This is a genomic window from Pelomonas margarita, from assembly GCF_043555875.1.
Classification (GTDB): domain Bacteria; phylum Pseudomonadota; class Gammaproteobacteria; order Burkholderiales; family Burkholderiaceae_C; genus Pelomonas; species Pelomonas margarita.
The window spans coordinates 640892-657533 of sequence record NZ_JBIGHW010000001.1 but is presented as its reverse complement, the minus strand read 5'-3'; the positions used below and the strand labels follow the sequence as shown (position 1 = coordinate 657533).

10 protein-coding genes are annotated in these 16642 nt (G+C 71.0%); 7 read left to right on the top strand and 3 right to left on the bottom strand.

Going from position 1 to position 16642, the window contains the following annotated elements; all coding sequences use genetic code 11:
- Positions 1-58: 58 nt before the first annotated feature.
- Both ACG0Z3_RS02870 and ettA read right to left on the bottom strand, forming a co-directional pair.
- Positions 59-559: a Spy/CpxP family protein refolding chaperone gene (locus ACG0Z3_RS02870; RefSeq protein WP_394395102.1), complete on the bottom strand. Its 501-nt coding sequence runs from the start codon at positions 557-559 to the stop codon at positions 59-61.
- Positions 560-686: 127 nt separating this feature from the next.
- Positions 687-2351 carry an energy-dependent translational throttle protein EttA gene (gene ettA, locus ACG0Z3_RS02865; protein WP_394395100.1) on the bottom strand — a complete coding sequence of 555 codons (1665 nt, stop codon included), beginning with the start codon at positions 2349-2351 and terminating at the stop codon, positions 687-689.
- 157 nt (positions 2352-2508) lie between these two features.
- Between ettA and ACG0Z3_RS02860 the strand changes: the two genes are divergently transcribed.
- The 4 genes from ACG0Z3_RS02860 (at position 2509) to ACG0Z3_RS02845 (ending at position 11348) form a co-directional block, all read left to right on the top strand.
- Positions 2509-4068, top strand: a complete 1560-nt coding sequence (locus ACG0Z3_RS02860; protein WP_394395098.1) for an ABC transporter substrate-binding protein — start codon at positions 2509-2511, stop codon at positions 4066-4068.
- Between the two features lie 194 nt (positions 4069-4262).
- A complete protein-coding gene (locus ACG0Z3_RS02855; protein WP_394395097.1) occupies positions 4263-5759 on the top strand; it encodes a DEAD/DEAH box helicase in 1497 nt (498 codons plus the stop codon).
- A 143-nt stretch (positions 5760-5902) separates the two neighbouring features.
- Positions 5903-10126 (top strand): SNF2-related protein, encoded by a 4224-nt coding sequence (locus ACG0Z3_RS02850; RefSeq protein WP_394395096.1) that lies wholly within the window; start codon positions 5903-5905, stop codon positions 10124-10126.
- A gap of 25 nt (positions 10127-10151) precedes the next feature.
- Positions 10152-11348 carry a hypothetical protein gene (locus ACG0Z3_RS02845; RefSeq protein WP_394395095.1) on the top strand — a complete coding sequence of 399 codons (1197 nt, stop codon included), beginning with the start codon at positions 10152-10154 and terminating at the stop codon, positions 11346-11348.
- An 18-nt stretch (positions 11349-11366) separates the two neighbouring features.
- Here ACG0Z3_RS02845 and ACG0Z3_RS02840 read toward each other — a convergent pair whose 3' ends face one another.
- Positions 11367-11921, bottom strand: a complete 555-nt coding sequence (locus tag ACG0Z3_RS02840) for a hypothetical protein (RefSeq protein WP_394395094.1) — start codon at positions 11919-11921, stop codon at positions 11367-11369.
- Between the two features lie 79 nt (positions 11922-12000).
- Here ACG0Z3_RS02840 and ACG0Z3_RS02835 point away from each other — a divergent pair, with 79 nt between their 5' ends.
- From ACG0Z3_RS02835 to mnmC, 3 genes are read left to right on the top strand one after another with little or no spacing between them, the layout of a single operon-like run.
- Positions 12001-13293 (top strand): MBL fold metallo-hydrolase RNA specificity domain-containing protein, encoded by a 1293-nt coding sequence (locus tag ACG0Z3_RS02835; RefSeq protein ID WP_394395093.1) that lies wholly within the window; start codon positions 12001-12003, stop codon positions 13291-13293.
- Positions 13293-14576 carry an MgtC/SapB family protein gene (locus ACG0Z3_RS02830; RefSeq protein WP_394395092.1) on the top strand — a complete coding sequence of 428 codons (1284 nt, stop codon included), beginning with the start codon at positions 13293-13295 and terminating at the stop codon, positions 14574-14576. The genes ACG0Z3_RS02835 and ACG0Z3_RS02830 overlap by 1 nt, the downstream gene beginning before the upstream one ends.
- A complete protein-coding gene (mnmC, locus tag ACG0Z3_RS02825; RefSeq protein ID WP_394395089.1) occupies positions 14573-16462 on the top strand; it encodes a bifunctional tRNA (5-methylaminomethyl-2-thiouridine)(34)-methyltransferase MnmC2/FAD-dependent 5-carboxymethylaminomethyl-2-thiouridine(34) oxidoreductase MnmC1 in 1890 nt (629 codons plus the stop codon). Before ACG0Z3_RS02830 ends, mnmC begins: the two co-directional genes overlap by 4 nt.
- The last annotated feature ends 180 nt before the right edge of the window (positions 16463-16642 follow it).

Genomic DNA, 16642 nt, shown 5'->3' with positions numbered 1-16642 from the left:
GGCACGGCACCGGTGATCCTGGGCTCAAGCATCGCAGAACTCCTGGCAATGCGTGGGCTCAGCGGCGGTGCTCGGCGCGCTCGGCCATGCGGGCCTGGCGCTTCTTGGCGACCTCGGCGATCTTGGCGCGCTGCTCCGGCGTCAGCACGCGGGCCGCCTCGATGCTGGCCTGGCTCATGCGCTTGGAGGCAGCCTCGTGTTGGGCGCTCATCTGCTGGCGCAGCGACTCGATCGCGGCGGCATCGATGTTGGGCGCGGCGTAGAGCGCGGCCAGTTGCTGGTGCAGCTTGGCACCGGCCTCGCGCTGGCCCGACAAGTCCTTCCGGGCGGCCTGGAAGATGTTCTTGATCTGGCTGCGCTGGGCGTCCGTGGCATTCACGAGTTCCAGCATGTGGCCACCAAAACCACCGAAGGGGCCACTGGCCGCCATGGCACCAGGGCCGCCGCCGTGCCGGCCGTGCCCGCCACCCGGCATGGCCTGGGCCGCCATGCCACTCAAGGCCAGGGCCGCAGCCACGGTGCCGATGCGCAAAAGATTCTGGAATTGGAAGGCTTTCATCACGGGTCTCCTGAAGGAAGAAGGTGTGATGGGGATCTTCCAAGCGCGCTGTTGGCGGTGTTTGGGGCTGAGGTAAAGAACTGTGAAACACGGCCAAGACGCGTGTCGCGCCCTGGCCGGCCAGGCCTTACTTGATGGGCTTGAAGCGCATGCGCTTCGGGCGCGCGCCTTCCTCGCCCAGGCGCTTGCGCTTGTCGGCCTCGTACTCGTGGAAGTTGCCGTCGAAGAAGAACCACTGCGAATCGCCCTCGCAGGCGAGGATGTGGGTGCAGATGCGGTCCAGGAACCAGCGGTCATGACTGATGACCATGGCCGAGCCGGCGAACTCCAGCAGCGCCTCTTCCAGCGCGCGCAGCGTTTCGACGTCCAGGTCGTTGGACGGCTCGTCCAGCATCAGCACGTTGCCGCCCTGGGCCAGCGTCTTGGCCAGGTGCAGGCGGCCGCGCTCGCCGCCCGACAGCGAGCCGACAAGCTTCTGCTGGTCGTTGCCCTTGAAGTTGAAGCGGCCCAGGTAGGCGCGGCTGGGCATGATGAACTTGCCAACGATGATGTTGTCCAGGCCGCCAGAAACGTCCTGCCACACGGTGTTGTCGGCGGCCAGGCTGGCGCGGCTCTGATCCACGAAGGCCAGCTTGGCGGTCTTGCCGATCTTGACCGTACCCGAGTCAGGCTGCTCCACGCCCTGAATCATGCGGAACAGCGTCGACTTGCCGGCGCCGTTGGGGCCGATGATGCCGACGATGGCGCCGGCAGGCACCTTGAACGACAGGTTGTCGATCAGCACGCGGTCGCCGAAGCTCTTGGAGACGTTTTCGAACTCGATGACCTCATTGCCCAGGCGCTCGGCCACGGGGATGAAGATCTCGTTGGTCTCGTTGCGCTTCTGGTATTCAACGTCGCTCAGTTCCTCGAAACGGGCCAGGCGCGCCTTGCTCTTGGCCTGGCGGCCCTTGGCGTTGGAGCGCACCCACTTCAGTTCTTCCTTCATTGCCTTGGCGCGGGCATCCTCGGACTTCTGCTCCTGCTCCAGGCGGCGCTCCTTCTGGTCCAGCCAGTCGGAGTAGTTGCCCTTCCACGGAATGCCGTGGCCGCGGTCGAGTTCAAGAATCCACTCGGCGGCGTTGTCCAGGAAGTAGCGATCGTGGGTGATGGCCACGACGGTGCCGGGGAAGCGCTGCAGGAACTGCTCCAGCCACTCGACCGATTCGGCGTCCAAGTGGTTGGTGGGTTCGTCCAGCAGCAGCATGTCGGGCTTGGAGAGCAGCAGGCGGCACAGCGCCACGCGGCGCTTCTCGCCGCCCGACAGCACGCCGATCTGCGCGTCCCACGGCGGCAGGTTCAGCGCGTCGGCGGCCAGTTCCAGCTGCAGGTCGGTGTTCTCGCTGCCGGCGGCGGCGATGATGGCTTCCAGCTCGCCCTGCTCGGCGGCCAGAGCGTCGAAGTCGGCGTCCGGCTCTGCATAGGCGGCGTACACCTCATCCAGGCGCTTCTTGGCCGCCAGCACGCCGCCGATGCCCTCTTCCACGGCCTCGCGCACGGTCTGCTCGGGGTTGAGCTTGGGCTCCTGCTCCAGGTAGCCGATCTTGATGCCGGGCATCGGGATGGCTTCGCCTTCGATCTCCTTGTCGACGCCGGCCATGATCTTCAACAGCGTGGACTTGCCCGAGCCGTTCAGGCCCAGCACGCCGATCTTGGCGCCGGGGAAGAACGACAGCGAGATGTCCTTGAGGATGTGGCGCTTGGGGGGAACCGTCTTGTTGACGCGGTTCATCGAGAACACGTACTGGGCCATGGGCAAATCCTGTGTGGCTGAAATGGCGGCAGGCCCCGAGAGGGCCTGCGATGCCCGCTATTGTCGCCGACGCGGCGCGGGCGATCTCGGGGTTTGCACGCGGGCACACAGCCGGCCAGGCCAGGAAACTCAGGCCAACACCATCGCGGGAGAGGTCATGCGCCGTCTGCTTGTGCTGCCACTTGTCCTGTTGGCGTGCGTCGCCCAGGCCCAGACCCTGCGCTGGGCCGCCCAGGGCGACCTGCAGTCCACCGACCCGCATGCCGCCAACGAGGTCCAGACCAACTCGCTGAACGGCCAGGTTTACGAGCCGCTGATACAGCGCCTGCCCGACCAGACCCTGGCGCCGGCGCTGGCCGTCGAGTGGACGCAGGCCACGTCACTGCTGTGGCGCGTGAAGCTGCGTCCGGGCGTCAAGTTCCACGACGGCACGCCATTCACGGCCGACGATGTCGTGTTCTCCCTGCAGCGCCTGCGCGACCCCGTGTCGCCCTACCGCGTCTACGCCAGCGCCGTGGGCGTGCCCAAGGCGGTGGACCCGCTGACGCTGGTGTTCGCGCTGGCCAAGCCCAACCCGATCTTTGCCGAGCACCTGGTCAGCCTGAGGATCATGAGCAAGCGCTGGGCCGAGACCAATCGCGTCACGCGGCCACTGGACCTGAAGGCGAAGGAGGAGTCCTACGCCAGCCAGAACGCCAATGGCACCGGCCCCTTCATCCTCGTCAGCCGCCAGCCCGGCGTGAAGACCGTGTTCAAGCGCAATGCCGCCCACTGGGGTCGCAGCCTGCCGGGCCAGGGCACTGTGCAGGAGCTGGTGTTCATGCCCATCAGCATCGACGCCACGCGCACGGCGGCGCTGATCTCGGGCGAGGTGGACTTCGTGCTGGACCCGCCGCCCCGGGACATCGAACGCCTGCGCGCCACCCCGGGCCTCACGGTGCTGGACGGCGTGGACAACCGCATCCTCTTCATCGGCATGGACCAGGCACGCGACAAGCTGCTCTACGGCCAGGTGCCCGGCGACAGGAACCCGTTCAAGGACCTGCGTGTGCGCCGGGCGCTCTACCAGGCCATCGACATCGAGGCCATCAAGACCAAGATCATGGCCGGTTTCTCGGTGCCCACCGGCGGGCTGACGCCGTCGCCGCTGGGGGCCTACAGCGACGCCAGCCTGGAAACCCGCCTGCCCTACGACGTGGCCGCCGCCCGCCGACTGATGGCCGAAGCCGGCTATGCCGACGGCTTCGAGGTCACGCTGGACTGCCCCAACAACCGCTACGTCAACGACGAGAAGATCTGCCTAGCGCTGGCCAGCCTGTGGGCGCAGCTCAAGGTCAGGGTGAAGGTGAATGCACTGCCCCGCGTGCTGTACTTTCCCAAGATTGACAAGTACGACACCAGCCTTTACTTGCACGGCTGGGGCGGCGGCAGCACCGATGCCGAGACCATGCTGACCCCCATCCTGCGCAACCGCGGCGAGCAGGGCGTGGGAATCTCCAACAACGGCGGCTGGGTGAACGACAAGGCCGACGCGCTGGCCGGCGCCTCCACCGTCGAGACCGACCCGAAAAAGCGCGAGCAACTCATTAAAGGCGCACTGGCCGAGTACCGGCAGCAGGTCAACATCATCCCGCTGCACCGGCAGATGATTCCGTGGGCCATGCGTGCCAACGTGCGCGTGCTGCACTCGGCCAACAACTGGCTCAGCGTCGAATGAGTCACTGTTTCCAAATAAGCCCCACGGCACCAGCCGTTAGAATGGCCGCCAACGCCGCGCTCTCAGTCTTGCGCGGCGTTTCATTTTTTTGAGCCCCCGCACGCGGCCTGGCTTGCCCGAAGACTGGTGTCGCCTCCCCGGCGTCACGGCAAGCCCCGGTGATTGTTGGCGTGCCCTCCCCTTCTTAGGATTCGATGAGTTTCGACACCCTGGGCCTTGCAGCGCCGCTGCTCAAGGCCATCGCCGACGCCGGCTACACCTCCCCCACCCCCATCCAGGCCCAGGCCATTCCCGCCGTGTTGAACGGTGGTGACCTGATGGCCGGTGCGCAGACCGGCACCGGCAAGACCGCCGGCTTCACGCTGCCCATGCTGCACCGCCTGTCCACCGGCGAGAAGCTGCTGAACAAGCGCGGCAAGATCGCCATCCGCGCCCTGGTGCTGACGCCCACCCGCGAACTGGCCGCCCAGGTCGAGGAAAGCGTGCAGACCTACGGCAAGTACCTGCCGTTGAAGAGCATGGTCATGTTTGGCGGCGTCGGCATGCAGCCGCAGATCAACAAGCTGCGTGACGGCGTCGACATCCTCGTCGCCACGCCCGGCCGCCTGCTCGACCACGCGCAGCAAGGCACACTGGACCTGTCGCAGGTGCAGATCCTCGTGCTCGACGAAGCCGACCGCATGCTGGACATGGGCTTCGTGCACGACATCAAGAAGGTGCTGGCGCTGCTGCCCGCCAAGAAGCAGTCGCTGCTGTTCAGCGCCACCTTTAGCGACGAGATCAAGAACCTCGCCGACCGCCTGCTGAACCAGCCGGCCCTCATCGAGGTGGCCCGCCGCAACCAGACCAACGACGCGATTGCGCAGAAGGTGCATCCGGTCGGCCGCGAGCGCAAGAAGGAACTGCTGGTCCACCTCATCAAGAGCGGTGACTGGCACCAGGTGCTGGTCTTCGCCCGCATGAAGCACGGCGCCAACCGCCTGACCGACTACCTGAACGATCAGGGCATCAGCGCCATGGCCATCCACGGCAACAAGAGCCAGAGCGCGCGCACCAAGGCGCTGGCCGACTTCAAGTCGGGCGACCTGACCTGCCTCGTCGCCACCGACATCGCCGCGCGCGGCATCGACATCGACCAGTTGCCCCACGTCGTCAACTTCGAGCTGCCCAACGTGGCCGAAGACTACGTGCACCGCATCGGCCGCACCGGCCGTGCCGGCGCCCAGGGCGAAGCGGTCAGCCTCGTCTGTGTCGACGAGAACGGCTTCCTAAAGGACATCGAGCGCCTCATCAAGCGCGAGATCCCCAAGGAAATCGTGCCCGGCTTCGCACCCGACCCCAACGAAAAGGCCGAGCCCATCGTGCTGGGCCGCACCGTGCTGAATCCCAACGGCAGCCGGGGCCGCAACCCCAACCCGCCGCAGCACGCCGGCCGTGGCGGCCGCCCGGGTGGCGGTGGCGGTGGCGGTGGCGGTGGCCGTAGCGGCGACAATCGCGGCGGCTCGCGCGACGGCGGCCGCCCGGCCGGCGGCGGTGGCAAGCCCCAGGCCCACACGGGCCACGGCGGCGCCCGCACCGCCCCCAAGCCGCAAGGCCAGCAGGCGCCGCGCACCGCAGGCGGCCAGCCCGGCCGTGACGGCGGCGCCCCGCGCCACAACAACGGCCCGCGCCTGACCCAGCCCAAGCGCTGAGGCAGGGCGTCGCAGAGCACCTGCGTGCTCTGCGACGCCTGCCGAAGGCCCGGCCGCATGCAGGCGGCCGGGCATGAGCCACATGCACACGGCCTCCCCATCACGGGGCAGGCCGTTTTTCTTGGCTGATCTAATGCTCCGTCATGGCACGCCACCCGAAAAACTCGCTCCAGTTCAAGCTACCTGATGGCAGCATCGTCACCGGAGAAGAAATGCTGCGCCGCGCCCGCGAGGCCACCGGCGAACAGAGCCAGCCAGCGCAGACCGCGCTTCAAGAAGCCGACCTGCAGGCGTTGATCGACGCCGCGCTGCTGCTGGGCGGCACCGTCAACACCAGCATCACGTTGCAGTGGCTGAAGCTGACAGCGCAGCTGCGCGCCGATGGCCACGCGTTCGACCTGGCATCCGTGCGCGACGGCCTGCAGACACTGGTAGCCAAGGGACGGGCGGAATCGCTACTGGGCAAGGGCACGCGCATCTCGCTGGCCGACCACGTCGACCGGCTGCAAGCCCTGCTGCTCACGCCACAGGCCGAGCACTACTGGCGGCAGTTCCTGTGGCTGCAGAGCCCAGGCCGCGGAGACTGGCGCGAGCCCGTCGGCTGGGTCAACTTCCGGCACGAAGCCGACATGCGCACCGCGCTGCGGCTGATGGTGTTCTCCGGCATGCCGGCGGCCGAGTTCGATGCGCTGCTCAGCACGCGGCTGACCGAGCTGCAGGACCCCATGCTGGCCGTGCAGGCCCTGACCGAGCCCTGGTGCCCCAGGCTGCTCGGCCAACTGGATCCAGGGGTGCGCGACCGGCTGTTGGGCTTGCTGCTGGACGTGCTGTTGCCGCAGTACCCTGTGCGCACCGAACTGCGCGCTTGGCTGAACGCGCATCCCGGCCCGCTGGCCCTCCCCATGCGCGCGCGGCTGGCCGAGGCCCACCTCCAGGCGCTGGCACTGGACGACGCCGAGCGCCAGCTCGACGGCCTGGCCGGCCCCGGCGTCACGCTGCTGGCCGCCGCCCGAGCGCTGACCGCCGGCCGCTGGGCCGAGGCCGCCACAGAGTTCGAAGCCGCCATCAAGGCCATCCACACCGCCAGCCGCAGCCGCCGTGGCGCGCTGCAGCTGGACACCGCGCGCCTGTACCTGCTGGCGCTGCTGGCCCAGGACGATCCCAAGGCCTGGGCGAAAGCGCGCAAATACGCCATCGCCGAGTCCGGCACGCGCAGCCCCACGGCCTACGAGGCCTGGGGCCTGTGGGCGCATGGCATCGGCGTGCGGCTGGGCGAGGACAGCTTTCTGGAGGCTGCGTTCGAGCCCCATGCGCCCGGCGATGCCGCGCCCGAGGACCGCCTTCTGCTGTGCGCCTGGCTGGGCAAGCCGGCGCCGGGCTGGGCCGCCGCACAGGCCGCGCGGCTGCTGGACGCCCTGCAGCCCGAGCAGGCCCTGCTGGCGCAATACCTGTCCGATGCACTGCAGCGACTGCAGCTGGGTGGCGCCACACCGACGCGCGTGGTGCCCATGCTCAGCGCGCCACGCCCGGCCTGGCGGGATGCGCTCGCCGCCATCGCCAGCCTCAGCGACGACGGCAAGCCCGGCGACGCCGCCAACAAGGTCGAGCTGGCCTGGCAGCTGACGCTGGACGCCGCCGGCCGCGTGCACACGCTGGAGCCGCTGGAGATGAGCACCGGCGCCCGGGGCGGTCGCAAGTTCAAGGCGGTCACACTGGCCAAGCTGAAAAAGCAGGGCGCGCAGCGCAGTCGCGACAACCTCGTGCTGCGCCACATCGAGCGCGACGCCTGGGCCGGCGTGCACGATCTGCGGCTGGACGTCAGCGCCGCGCTGGTGGCGCTGCTGGGCCACCCGCACCTGATGTTTGCTGACGCGCCGGGCCAGTGGGTGGAGCTCAGCGAAGGGTTGCCCGAGCTAGAGGTGCGCCGCGTGGCGCATGAGGGCGGCGAGGCCTTCGAGTTCCACCTGCAGCCGCCGCTGATCGCCACCGACGCGCCGCACGTGGGCGCGCTGTTCGGCGCCCAGGCCGAGGCCGAGCGCGAGCGCCGCAACACTCAGCGCGTGCTGCGCGAGGGGCCGGGCCGCGCGCGGCTGATCCGTATCACGCCCACGCAGCGCCGCGTGGCCGAGCTGGTGGCGCAGGGCTGGCGCGTGCCGGCCGACGCCACCACCGAGCTGAGCGCCGCGCTGCAGGTGCTGACCGGCCACTTCCAGCTGCACTCCGACGCCGAAGCCGGCCAGCGCGTGGCCGGCGACAGCCGGCTGCATGCCCGGCTCACGCCGCAGGGCGAGGGTCTGCAGCTGCTGCTGGTGGCTCAGCCCTTCGGCGACTTCGGCCCCGCCGTCACGCCCGGCCAGGGCCGCGAGCGGCTGATGTGCCTGCACGAGGGCGTCAGCCTGGCCACCGAGCGCGACCTCGCCGCCGAGGCCGCCCACCGCCAGGCCGTGCTGGACGCCCTGCCCTTCCTGGACCCCGAGCAGCCGCCCGACCAACCCTGGCTGCTCGCAGACGCAGAAGAAGCCCTGGCGGCCGTCGAGCGCCTGCCCGGCCTGCCGGCCATCGCCGCACTGGCCTGGCCCAAGGGCAAGCCGGTGCGCGTGCTGCCGGTGGACGGCCAGGCGGTGCAGATCAGCGTCAGCAGCGGGCGCGACTGGCTGGGCGTGAGCGGCGAGGTGCAGGTCGAGCCCGGCCGCGTGCTGGCGCTGCAGGAGCTGCTGTCGCTGAGCCGGGCCAGCAAGAGCCGCTTCGTGCGGCTGGCCGAGGGCCACTACCTCGCACTGTCCGAGCAGTTGCGCCAGCAGCTGCGCGACCTGGACGCGCTGGGCCAGGTCAAGAAGGGCGAGCTGCAGCTGCCGCAGGCAGGCGCAGCCTGGCTGGAGCAAGGTCTGGCCGGTGTGCAGCTGGGCGGGGACAAAACCTGGCACGCCCGCCTCGCCCAGCTGAGCGCCGCCGCCGCACTGCAGCCGCAGCCGCCGAAGGCGCTGCGCGCGCAGCTGCGTGCCTACCAGGCCGAGGGCTTTGCGTGGATGAGCCGCCTGGCGGCGGCCGGCTTCGGCGCCTGCCTGGCCGACGACATGGGCCTGGGCAAGACCGTGCAGACGCTGGCGCTGCTGATCGAGCGCAGCCCGGCCGGCCCGGCCCTGGTGCTGGCGCCCACCTCGGTGTGCGGCAACTGGGCGGCCGAATGTGCCAGCTTCGCGCCCGGCCTGAACGTGCAGGTCTACGCCGAAGCCGCCGACCGCACGGCGCTGCTGCGCGCCGCCGGCCCGGGCGACGTCATCGTGGCCAGCTACGCGCTGGCGCAGATCGACGCTGAGGGCTTCGCCAGCCGCCGCTGGGCCAGCCTGGTGCTGGACGAGGCGCAGGCATTGAAGAACGCCGCCACCAAACGCGCCCGGTCCGTCGCCGAGTTCGACGCCGACTTCCGGCTCGCGCTGTCGGGCACGCCGGTGGAGAACCGGCTGGCCGACCTGTGGTCCATCATGAACCTCGTCAACCCCGGCCTGCTGGGAACGGCGCCGCAGTTCAACGAGCGTTTTGCCGGCCCCATCGAGCGCCAGCAGGACGCCGCCACCCGCGCGCGGCTGCGCCGCCTCGTCGCGCCCTTCCTGCTGCGCCGCACCAAGGCCCAGGTGCTGCAAGACCTGCCCCCGCGCACCGAGATCGTCCACCGCGTGGAGCCCAGCGAGGCCGAGCGCCACTTCCTGGAAGCGCTGCGCCGCGACGCCCGCGACGCCGTCGCCCAGGCCGCCGCCGACCCCGAGCGCGGCGCGCCCATGCAGGTGCTGGCCGAGCTGATGCGGCTGCGCCGCGCGGCCTGCGACCCGCGCCTCGTGTCGCCCGAGCTGGGCCTGGTGGGCAGCAAGATGGCCGAGTTCGAACATCTGGTGCGCGAGCTGGTGGCCGGCGGGCACAAGGCGCTGGTGTTCAGCCAGTTCACCGACTTTCTCGACCTGCTGGCCGAACGCCTCGTGCAGATGGGTGTGGCCCACCAGCGCCTGGACGGCAGCACGCCACAGGCCGAGCGCACCCGGCGCGCGACGGCCTTCCAGGCCGGCGAGGGGGACGTGTTCCTGATCAGCCTGAAGGCCGGCGGCTTCGGCCTGAACCTGACGGCGGCCGACTATGTGCTCATCGTCGACCCCTGGTGGAACCCGGCCGCAGAGGACCAGGCCAGCGGCCGCGCCCACCGCATGGGCCAGCAGCGGCCGGTCACCGTCTACCGGCTCGTCACCGCCGGCTCGGTGGAAGAGCGCATCGTCGAACTGCACCGAGACAAACGTGGCCTGGCCGAGGGCATGCTGGAGGGCGATGGCCAGGCGGCGCCACTGGACACCGCGGCGCTGCTAGCCTTGCTGGCCTCGTGACTTGACCCGCCGGAGTATCCGAAGGATGACTGCCACCCTTGCGTTGCCCGTTCGCCGCCCGCTGGCCGGCGCGTGGCTGGCACTGCTGCTCGCCGCCAGCGCTGCACAGGCCCAGTTGCGCGAGGCGCCCTGGGGGCCCAACCAGTACAACGCCCACGACCTGGACGTGCGGCGCGACGCACTGCCCGACACCCTGCCCACCGAGGACATCGAGGTCGTCGTGGAAGCCAGCGACGAGTACTGCAAGCCCCGCAGCAAGAAGCTGCTGGGCCTGAGCCTGCCGGTGCCGGTGGCGCCCGGTGTGGAGTTCTTCTGCGGGCAGCTGGCCACCTATGCGGACAGCCACGCAGGCGCACTGCCGCTGCGCCTGTCACGCCAGACCTGGCAGCTGCGCGACCTGGCCGCGCATGTGGCACAACTGGATGTGCCGGCGCAGCGCCGCCATGTGCTGCTGAGCCGCTGGCGCATCTACGACACCGAGACCAATGCCTACGGGCTGGTACCGCGCATGCGCTGGACGGTCGAGGAAGCGCTGTGGGACCGCACCGGGCAGCGGCTGCTGTGGCATGCGCTGCGCACCATCTACACGGACGACGTGTACGAGCGGGGCCGCATCTGGGGTCTGCAGCTGCACCTCCAACGCTACTTCGCCCACACACTGCCTGCCATGCTGGGCCAACGCGGCCAGACCCGCGCGCACGCCCCGGTGCCGGGCTCGCAATGGGTGGCGCCCGCAGACATCGCCTCGTGGCGCTCCGACACACAGGGCGCCATTGCCTTCGTGAACAGCTACTTCACCTCCGGGCGGCGGAACTTCCCGCGCAGCAAGGTCTTCCTGCTGCGGCCAGCCGACCAACCGGCCGAGACTCTGGCCAAGGTGGACTGGGCCTCCGAGGCTTGGATGAAGGACGAGCACCCGCCCAAGGCCGGCCGCACGCCGCCCATGGACAGCAACACCCATGCACTGCTGGCCGTGCCGCCGGGACGCTATGTCATCGACCCCTACGACCGCGAGCGCGGCAAGCCGCTTGAGCTGGAGGTACAGCCCGGCGCGATGGTGGTGGTGGAGTTCAAGCGTGCGCTGGTCGGCGCTGATGGCCCGGTGCTCGCCGATGACAAGAGCTGGCAGCAGGCCCTGGCCCAGGGGCCGCATGGCTTCTTGGCCGACAGCCGCCCGCTGCCCCCGAACCGCCGCACCGAGGCCTGGTTCACCAGCCCCTGACCTGCCGCGCGCGCCGGATCAGGGCGCCGCCGCCGCGGGCGTTCGAGGGTCGAACAGGCGTCGGGCCAGGTCTTCCAGCACCGGCGTGTGCACATGCTCCGGCGTCAGGTTCAGGCGCCCTGCGGTACTGTCGGCAAAGAACTCCTGGCAGGCCTGAGCGCGGTCCGACGCGGCCTTCAGCCAAGCGGCTGCTTCTTTCTCGCCTTGCGCGGAGGCGGCTTCGATGCGCTCGCGCGCCGACAGGTAGCTCTTCAGGCCGTCATTGAACGCCTGACGCTTCCCGATGTAGCGCGACACCGCCGCGCTGTAGCGGTAATGGTGCTGATCCCAGGCGTTGGCCTCGGGCTGCCCCCAGCTCGGGGCCGGCATGCGCAGCAACTTGCGGCAGCTAGCGCCCATGTGGTGCAGCGTCGCGCTGCGCTCGTTCATGTACTTGGCCGCCGCGTCGCGCTCGGGCGTCACCTCCACGGTGGTCGCCGCCAGTTCCTCGCGGGTGAGTTGGGGCGGCTGGGCCAACAACGGGGCGGCGGCTGTCAGACTGGCTGCCAGCAGCAAAACAGGTCGAAAGATCATCAACAAAATTTTAGGGGCGCCGCCTGTAGCAAGATGCGGCGCGCCGCCCGTATTTGCCCGCACTCACCCCACGCTCGCGATGTCCTCAGCCCTCTCTGCGCCACCCGCCCTTGTCCCTCACACCAGCCCGGCGGCCCGCGAAGGCGCGCCTGCCCAGCAGCTCGACGCGGTGCTGCTTTCACACGCCCACCTGGACCACTGCGGCTACCTGCCGGCGCTGCGCCGCCAGGGCTTCAAGGGCCCCATCTACGCCACGTCGGCAACCAGCGACCTCTGCGAGGTGCTGCTGCGCGACAGCGCCCACCTGCAGGAGGAAGACGCGCGTCGCGCCAATCGCGACGGCACCAGCCGCCATGACAAGGCCCAGCCGCTGTACAGCGTGCGCGAGGCCGAGGCCACGCTCAAGCAGTTTGCGCCGCTGCCGCGCGACGGCCGGCTACGCCTGGGCCAGACGGACGTGCGCTTCACGCCGGCCGGCCACCTGCTGGGCGCCAGCAGCATCCACGTCAGCCATAGCGGACGCAGCTTGCTGTTCTCGGGCGACGTCGGCCGCGTGGGGGACCTGCTGATGCCCACGCCGCAGGTACCGCCGGCGGCGGACGTGGTGATGATCGAGTCCACCTACGGCAACCGGCTGCATGCGCCGGAAGATGCGCAGGCCCGGCTGGCGCAGATTCTGCGCAACACCCTCAAGCGCGGCGGCTCGGTGCTGCTGCCCAGCTTCGCGGTGGGCCGCGCGCAGGCGCTGCTGCTGGTGCTGCAGCGTCTGCGCAATGCTGGCGAGCTGCCGCTGGACGTGCCCATCTGGCTGGACAGCCCCATGGCTGAGCAGGCCACCGAGCTGACGATCAAGCACGCCAAGCTGCTGCGCATCAGCGCCAGCGAGGCACGCAGTCTGACCGACCGCGTGCACTACGTCACCAAGCAGGCCCAGAGCCTCAAGCTCGCCGCCAGCCTGGCCGCGCCGCGAGCGAAGCCGGCCGTCGTCATCTCGGCCAGCGGCATGGCCACAGGCGGCCGCGTGCTGAACTACCTGGAGACGCTGGCGCCGCAGCCGCAGCACCACATCGCCTTCCCCGGCTTCCAGGCAGGCGGCACGCGCGGCGCACGCATCGTGGCGGGCGAGCGCGAGGTCAAGATACGCGGCCGCTGGGTGCCGGTGAATGCCGAGATCAGCCACCTCGACGGCTTCTCCGGCCATGCCGATGCCGACGGTCTGCTGCAGTGGCTGCGCGCGCTGCCCCGGCCACCCGAGCAGGTCTATGTCGTGCACGGCGAGCCGGCCGCTGCCGACGCGCTGCGCAGCCGCATCCAGGACGAACTGGGCTGGGCCGTGCGCGTGCCCCAGCACGGCGAGACCGTCACGTGGTGATGGACGCACTGGCCTTTGGCGTCTCCAGCGAGCTCCTCACCGGCCTGGCCGCCGCGCTGGGCAGCGGCCTGCTGATCGGGCTGGAGCGCGAGCGCCACAAGCCGCGCGGCGGCCGGCGCGAGGCTGCGGGGCTGCGAACCTACACACTAGCCTCCGTGGCCGGCGGCCTGGCCCAGGCCATGGCCCTGCCCGGCCTGCTGGTGGCCACCACGCTGGCCGTGACGACGCTCGCCGCCATCTCTCTCGCGCGCGGCCGCGACTCCGGCCTCACCCGCGCGCTGGCGCTGCTGGTGACCTGCCTGATCGGTGCGCTGTGCGTGCAGGCCCCGCTGCTGGGCGCGCCGGCGGCGGTCGTGCTGACGGCGTTGCTGGCCGCGCGCACGCGGCTGCACCGCTTCGCGACCGAGATGCTGCGCGAGGAAGAGCTGCACGACGGCCTGCTGCTGGGCGCGCTGGCGCTAGTGGTGCTGCCGCTGATGCCGCAGCAACCGCTGCCCTGGCTGGCCGGTATGAAGGCGCATTCGCTGATGGGGCTGATGCTGCTGCTGCTGGCGCTGCAGGCGGTGGGCCATGTCGCGCTGCGGCTGGCAGGGCCGCAGGCGGGGCTGGCGCTGTCCGGGCTGCTGTCGGGCCTGGTGTCCAGCACGGCCACCATCGCCGCGATGGGTGCCAAGGCGCGCCACCAGCCGGCGCTGCGCCTGGCCTGCGCATCGGGCGCGGTGATGTCCACCTGCGCCACCTGGCTGCAGGCGCAGGCCATGCTGTTCGCGATGGCGCCGCAGCTCGGGCTGGCAGTGCTGCCCATCGCGCTGCAGGGAATCGCGGTCTGTGGCGGGCTAGGCTGGCTGCTGGCGCGGCGCTCGCGCGAGGCCGAGGCGCATGCCGACATCGCCAGCGACCCCGCCAGCCGGCGCGGCCCGCTGCGGCTGCGCGAGGCGGTGCTGCTGTCGCTGATGCTCAGTGGCGTGGCCGTGGCCGTCAGCTGGGCCCAGGGCCAGTTCGGCGCCACTGGCCTGTACGGCGCCGTGGCGCTGGCCGCCTTCGCCGACGTGCATGCACCCATCGCATCGCTGGCGGGCCTGCAGTCAGGCGGCGGCATCAGCCAGCACCAGGCCCTCGTGGGCCTGCTGTTGGCCTTCGGCTGCAACAGCCTAACGCGCAGCATCACCGCCGTGGCCGCTGGCGGCTGGGGCTTTGCCCGCGAGGTCATGCCCGCGCTGGCGCTGCCGCTGCTGCTGAGCGCCGCGCTGGCCACCTTGCTGCAGGCCGGGGGCGGCGCATGACGGCGCTTGCGCCCTGGGCGCTGACGCCGGCCCAGGTGAACTTCAGCCCAGACGGACCGCCCGAGGCCCCCGAGTACGGCGACCTGTACCACGCCCGCGCCGGCGCGTTGGCCCAGGCCCGCCATGTGTTCCTGGGCGGCAACGGCCTGCCCGGCCGCTGGCAGGGGCGCGAGCGCTTCGTCGTGCTGGAGACCGGCTTCGGCCTAGGCAACAACTTCCTCGCCACCTGGGACGCCTGGCAGCAAGACCCGGCCCGCTGCGCGCGGCTGGTTTTCGTCAGCACCGAGAAGCACCCACTGAGCCGCGACGACCTGCAGCGCGCTCATGCGGCTAGCGAACTGCCCGCGCTGGCCGCGCAACTCGTCGACCGCTGGCCGCCGCTGACGGCCGGGTTGCACACGCTGAGCTTAGAGGCCGGCCGCGTCGAGCTGCTGCTGGGCCTGGGCGATGCGCGCGAGCTGCTGCGCGAGCTGGTGCTGGATGCGGATGCGATCTACCTCGACGGCTTCTCGCCCAAGCTCAACCCCGCGCTGTGGGACGACTGGTTGCTGAAGAGCCTGGCCCGCCATGCGCGGCCGGGCACGACGGCGGCGACCTGGAGCATCCACCGCCCCATGCGCCGCGCGCTGGCGTCGCTGGGCTTCGAGGTCGGGCTGGCGCCCGGCTTTGCCAGCAAGCCCGAGATGACGGTCGCCCGCTTCGCGCCGCGCCACACGCCGCAGCGCCCCGCCGGGCGCGAGCCACTGGCGCCGCAGGCGCGGCGCGCCGTCATCATCGGTGCGGGCCTGGCGGGCGCGGCCTGCGCGCTGGCGCTGCAGCGCGCGGGCGTCGCCTGCACCGTGCTCGATGCGCTGCCCGGCCCGGCCCAGGCCAGCTCGGGCAACCCGGCCGGGCTGTTCCACGGCACGGTCAACCCTGACGACGGCCCGCATGCCCGCCTGAACCGCGCCGCAGCGCTGGCCACGCAGTCCCTGCTGGCAGAGCTGGGCCTGCCGCATCAGGCCGGGCTGCTGCGCCTGGAAACGCGTCTGGCCGTTGCGCAGATGGCCGCGGTGCCGGGCTACGTCCAAGCACTGGCGGCCGACGCCACCGCAGCCCTTGCAGGTGCCTCGCTGCGCCAGCCCGCCTGGTTCTACCCGGGCGGCGGCGCGCTGGACCCGGCGGCCTACACCCGCGCCCTGCTGGCCGCCAGCGGCACGGCGACGCGCATGGACACCCCTGTCGCGGCGCTGCGTGAGACGGCGCATGGCTGGCAGCTGCTGGCTGGCGACGGCGCGGTGATCGAGGAGGCGCACCTCGTCGTGCTGGCCGGCGGGCACGGCCAATTGCCGCTGCTGGGTGCGCTGGCGGACGAAGTGACCGGGGGGCTGGTCGTGCAGCGCGGCCAGCTCACGCACCTGGCCCGTACGCCCTGGCAGCCGGCCGTGCCGGTGGCGGGCGGCGGCTACACCATCGCCGACAGCCAGGGTGGCGCGTGGTGCGGCGCCACCGCGCAGGACGGCGACCTCGATCCCAGCCTGCGCGAAGCCGATCAGGCCGAGAACGTCGCGCGGCATGCGGCCCTGGGTGGTCTGGGCGCGTCCGCCGGCACAGCGCCGCTGGCCGGCCGCGTCGGCTGGCGGCTGGTCACGCCCGACCGCCTGCCGCTGATCGGTGGGCTGGCCGCGCCCGGCGCCCCCGCCACCCAGCTGCGCCTGCAGCCGCGCCGCGCTGGCCTGGTCGTGTGCACGGGCTTCGGTTCGCGCGGCATCACGTGGGCGGCGCTGGCCGGCCGCGTCGTGGCGGCCCTGGCGCTGGGCGGCCCGCGCCCACTGGAAGCCGACCTGCTGGACGCCGTGGACCCGCTGCGCTTCGCCTTGCGCCGCCAACGCCGGCCCGGTCGCTGAGGCCCTCGTTCGCGCAACTATTGCCGTTTTGGGCCGCTGATCACGCGCCCACCCCGACAGGGTCGGTACGACACTGCGCGCTGTTGCCGGCCCGCCCGGCTTTCCTTGACTCATGGAGACGACGCATGTTCGGTTCTGGCAACGGTTCGCAACGACTGAAAATGGCGCTTGGCGTGGTGC

Excerpts from the sequence above, each read along its gene's own strand:
- ACG0Z3_RS02870 (WP_394395102.1), bottom strand. The coding sequence starts at position 559 with ATGAAAGCCTTCCAATTCCAGAATCTTTTGCGCATCGGCACCGTGGCT.
- ettA (WP_394395100.1), bottom strand. The coding sequence starts at position 2,351 with ATGGCCCAGTACGTGTTCTCGATGAACCGCGTCAACAAGACGGTTCCC.
- ACG0Z3_RS02860 (WP_394395098.1), top strand. The coding sequence starts at position 2,509 with ATGCGCCGTCTGCTTGTGCTGCCACTTGTCCTGTTGGCGTGCGTCGCC.
- ACG0Z3_RS02855 (WP_394395097.1), top strand. The coding sequence starts at position 4,263 with ATGAGTTTCGACACCCTGGGCCTTGCAGCGCCGCTGCTCAAGGCCATC.
- ACG0Z3_RS02850 (WP_394395096.1), top strand. The coding sequence starts at position 5,903 with ATGGCACGCCACCCGAAAAACTCGCTCCAGTTCAAGCTACCTGATGGC.
- ACG0Z3_RS02845 (WP_394395095.1), top strand. The coding sequence starts at position 10,152 with ATGACTGCCACCCTTGCGTTGCCCGTTCGCCGCCCGCTGGCCGGCGCG.
- ACG0Z3_RS02840 (WP_394395094.1), bottom strand. The coding sequence starts at position 11,921 with ATGATCTTTCGACCTGTTTTGCTGCTGGCAGCCAGTCTGACAGCCGCC.
- ACG0Z3_RS02835 (WP_394395093.1), top strand. The coding sequence starts at position 12,001 with ATGTCCTCAGCCCTCTCTGCGCCACCCGCCCTTGTCCCTCACACCAGC.
- ACG0Z3_RS02830 (WP_394395092.1), top strand. The coding sequence starts at position 13,293 with ATGGACGCACTGGCCTTTGGCGTCTCCAGCGAGCTCCTCACCGGCCTG.
- mnmC (WP_394395089.1), top strand. The coding sequence starts at position 14,573 with ATGACGGCGCTTGCGCCCTGGGCGCTGACGCCGGCCCAGGTGAACTTC.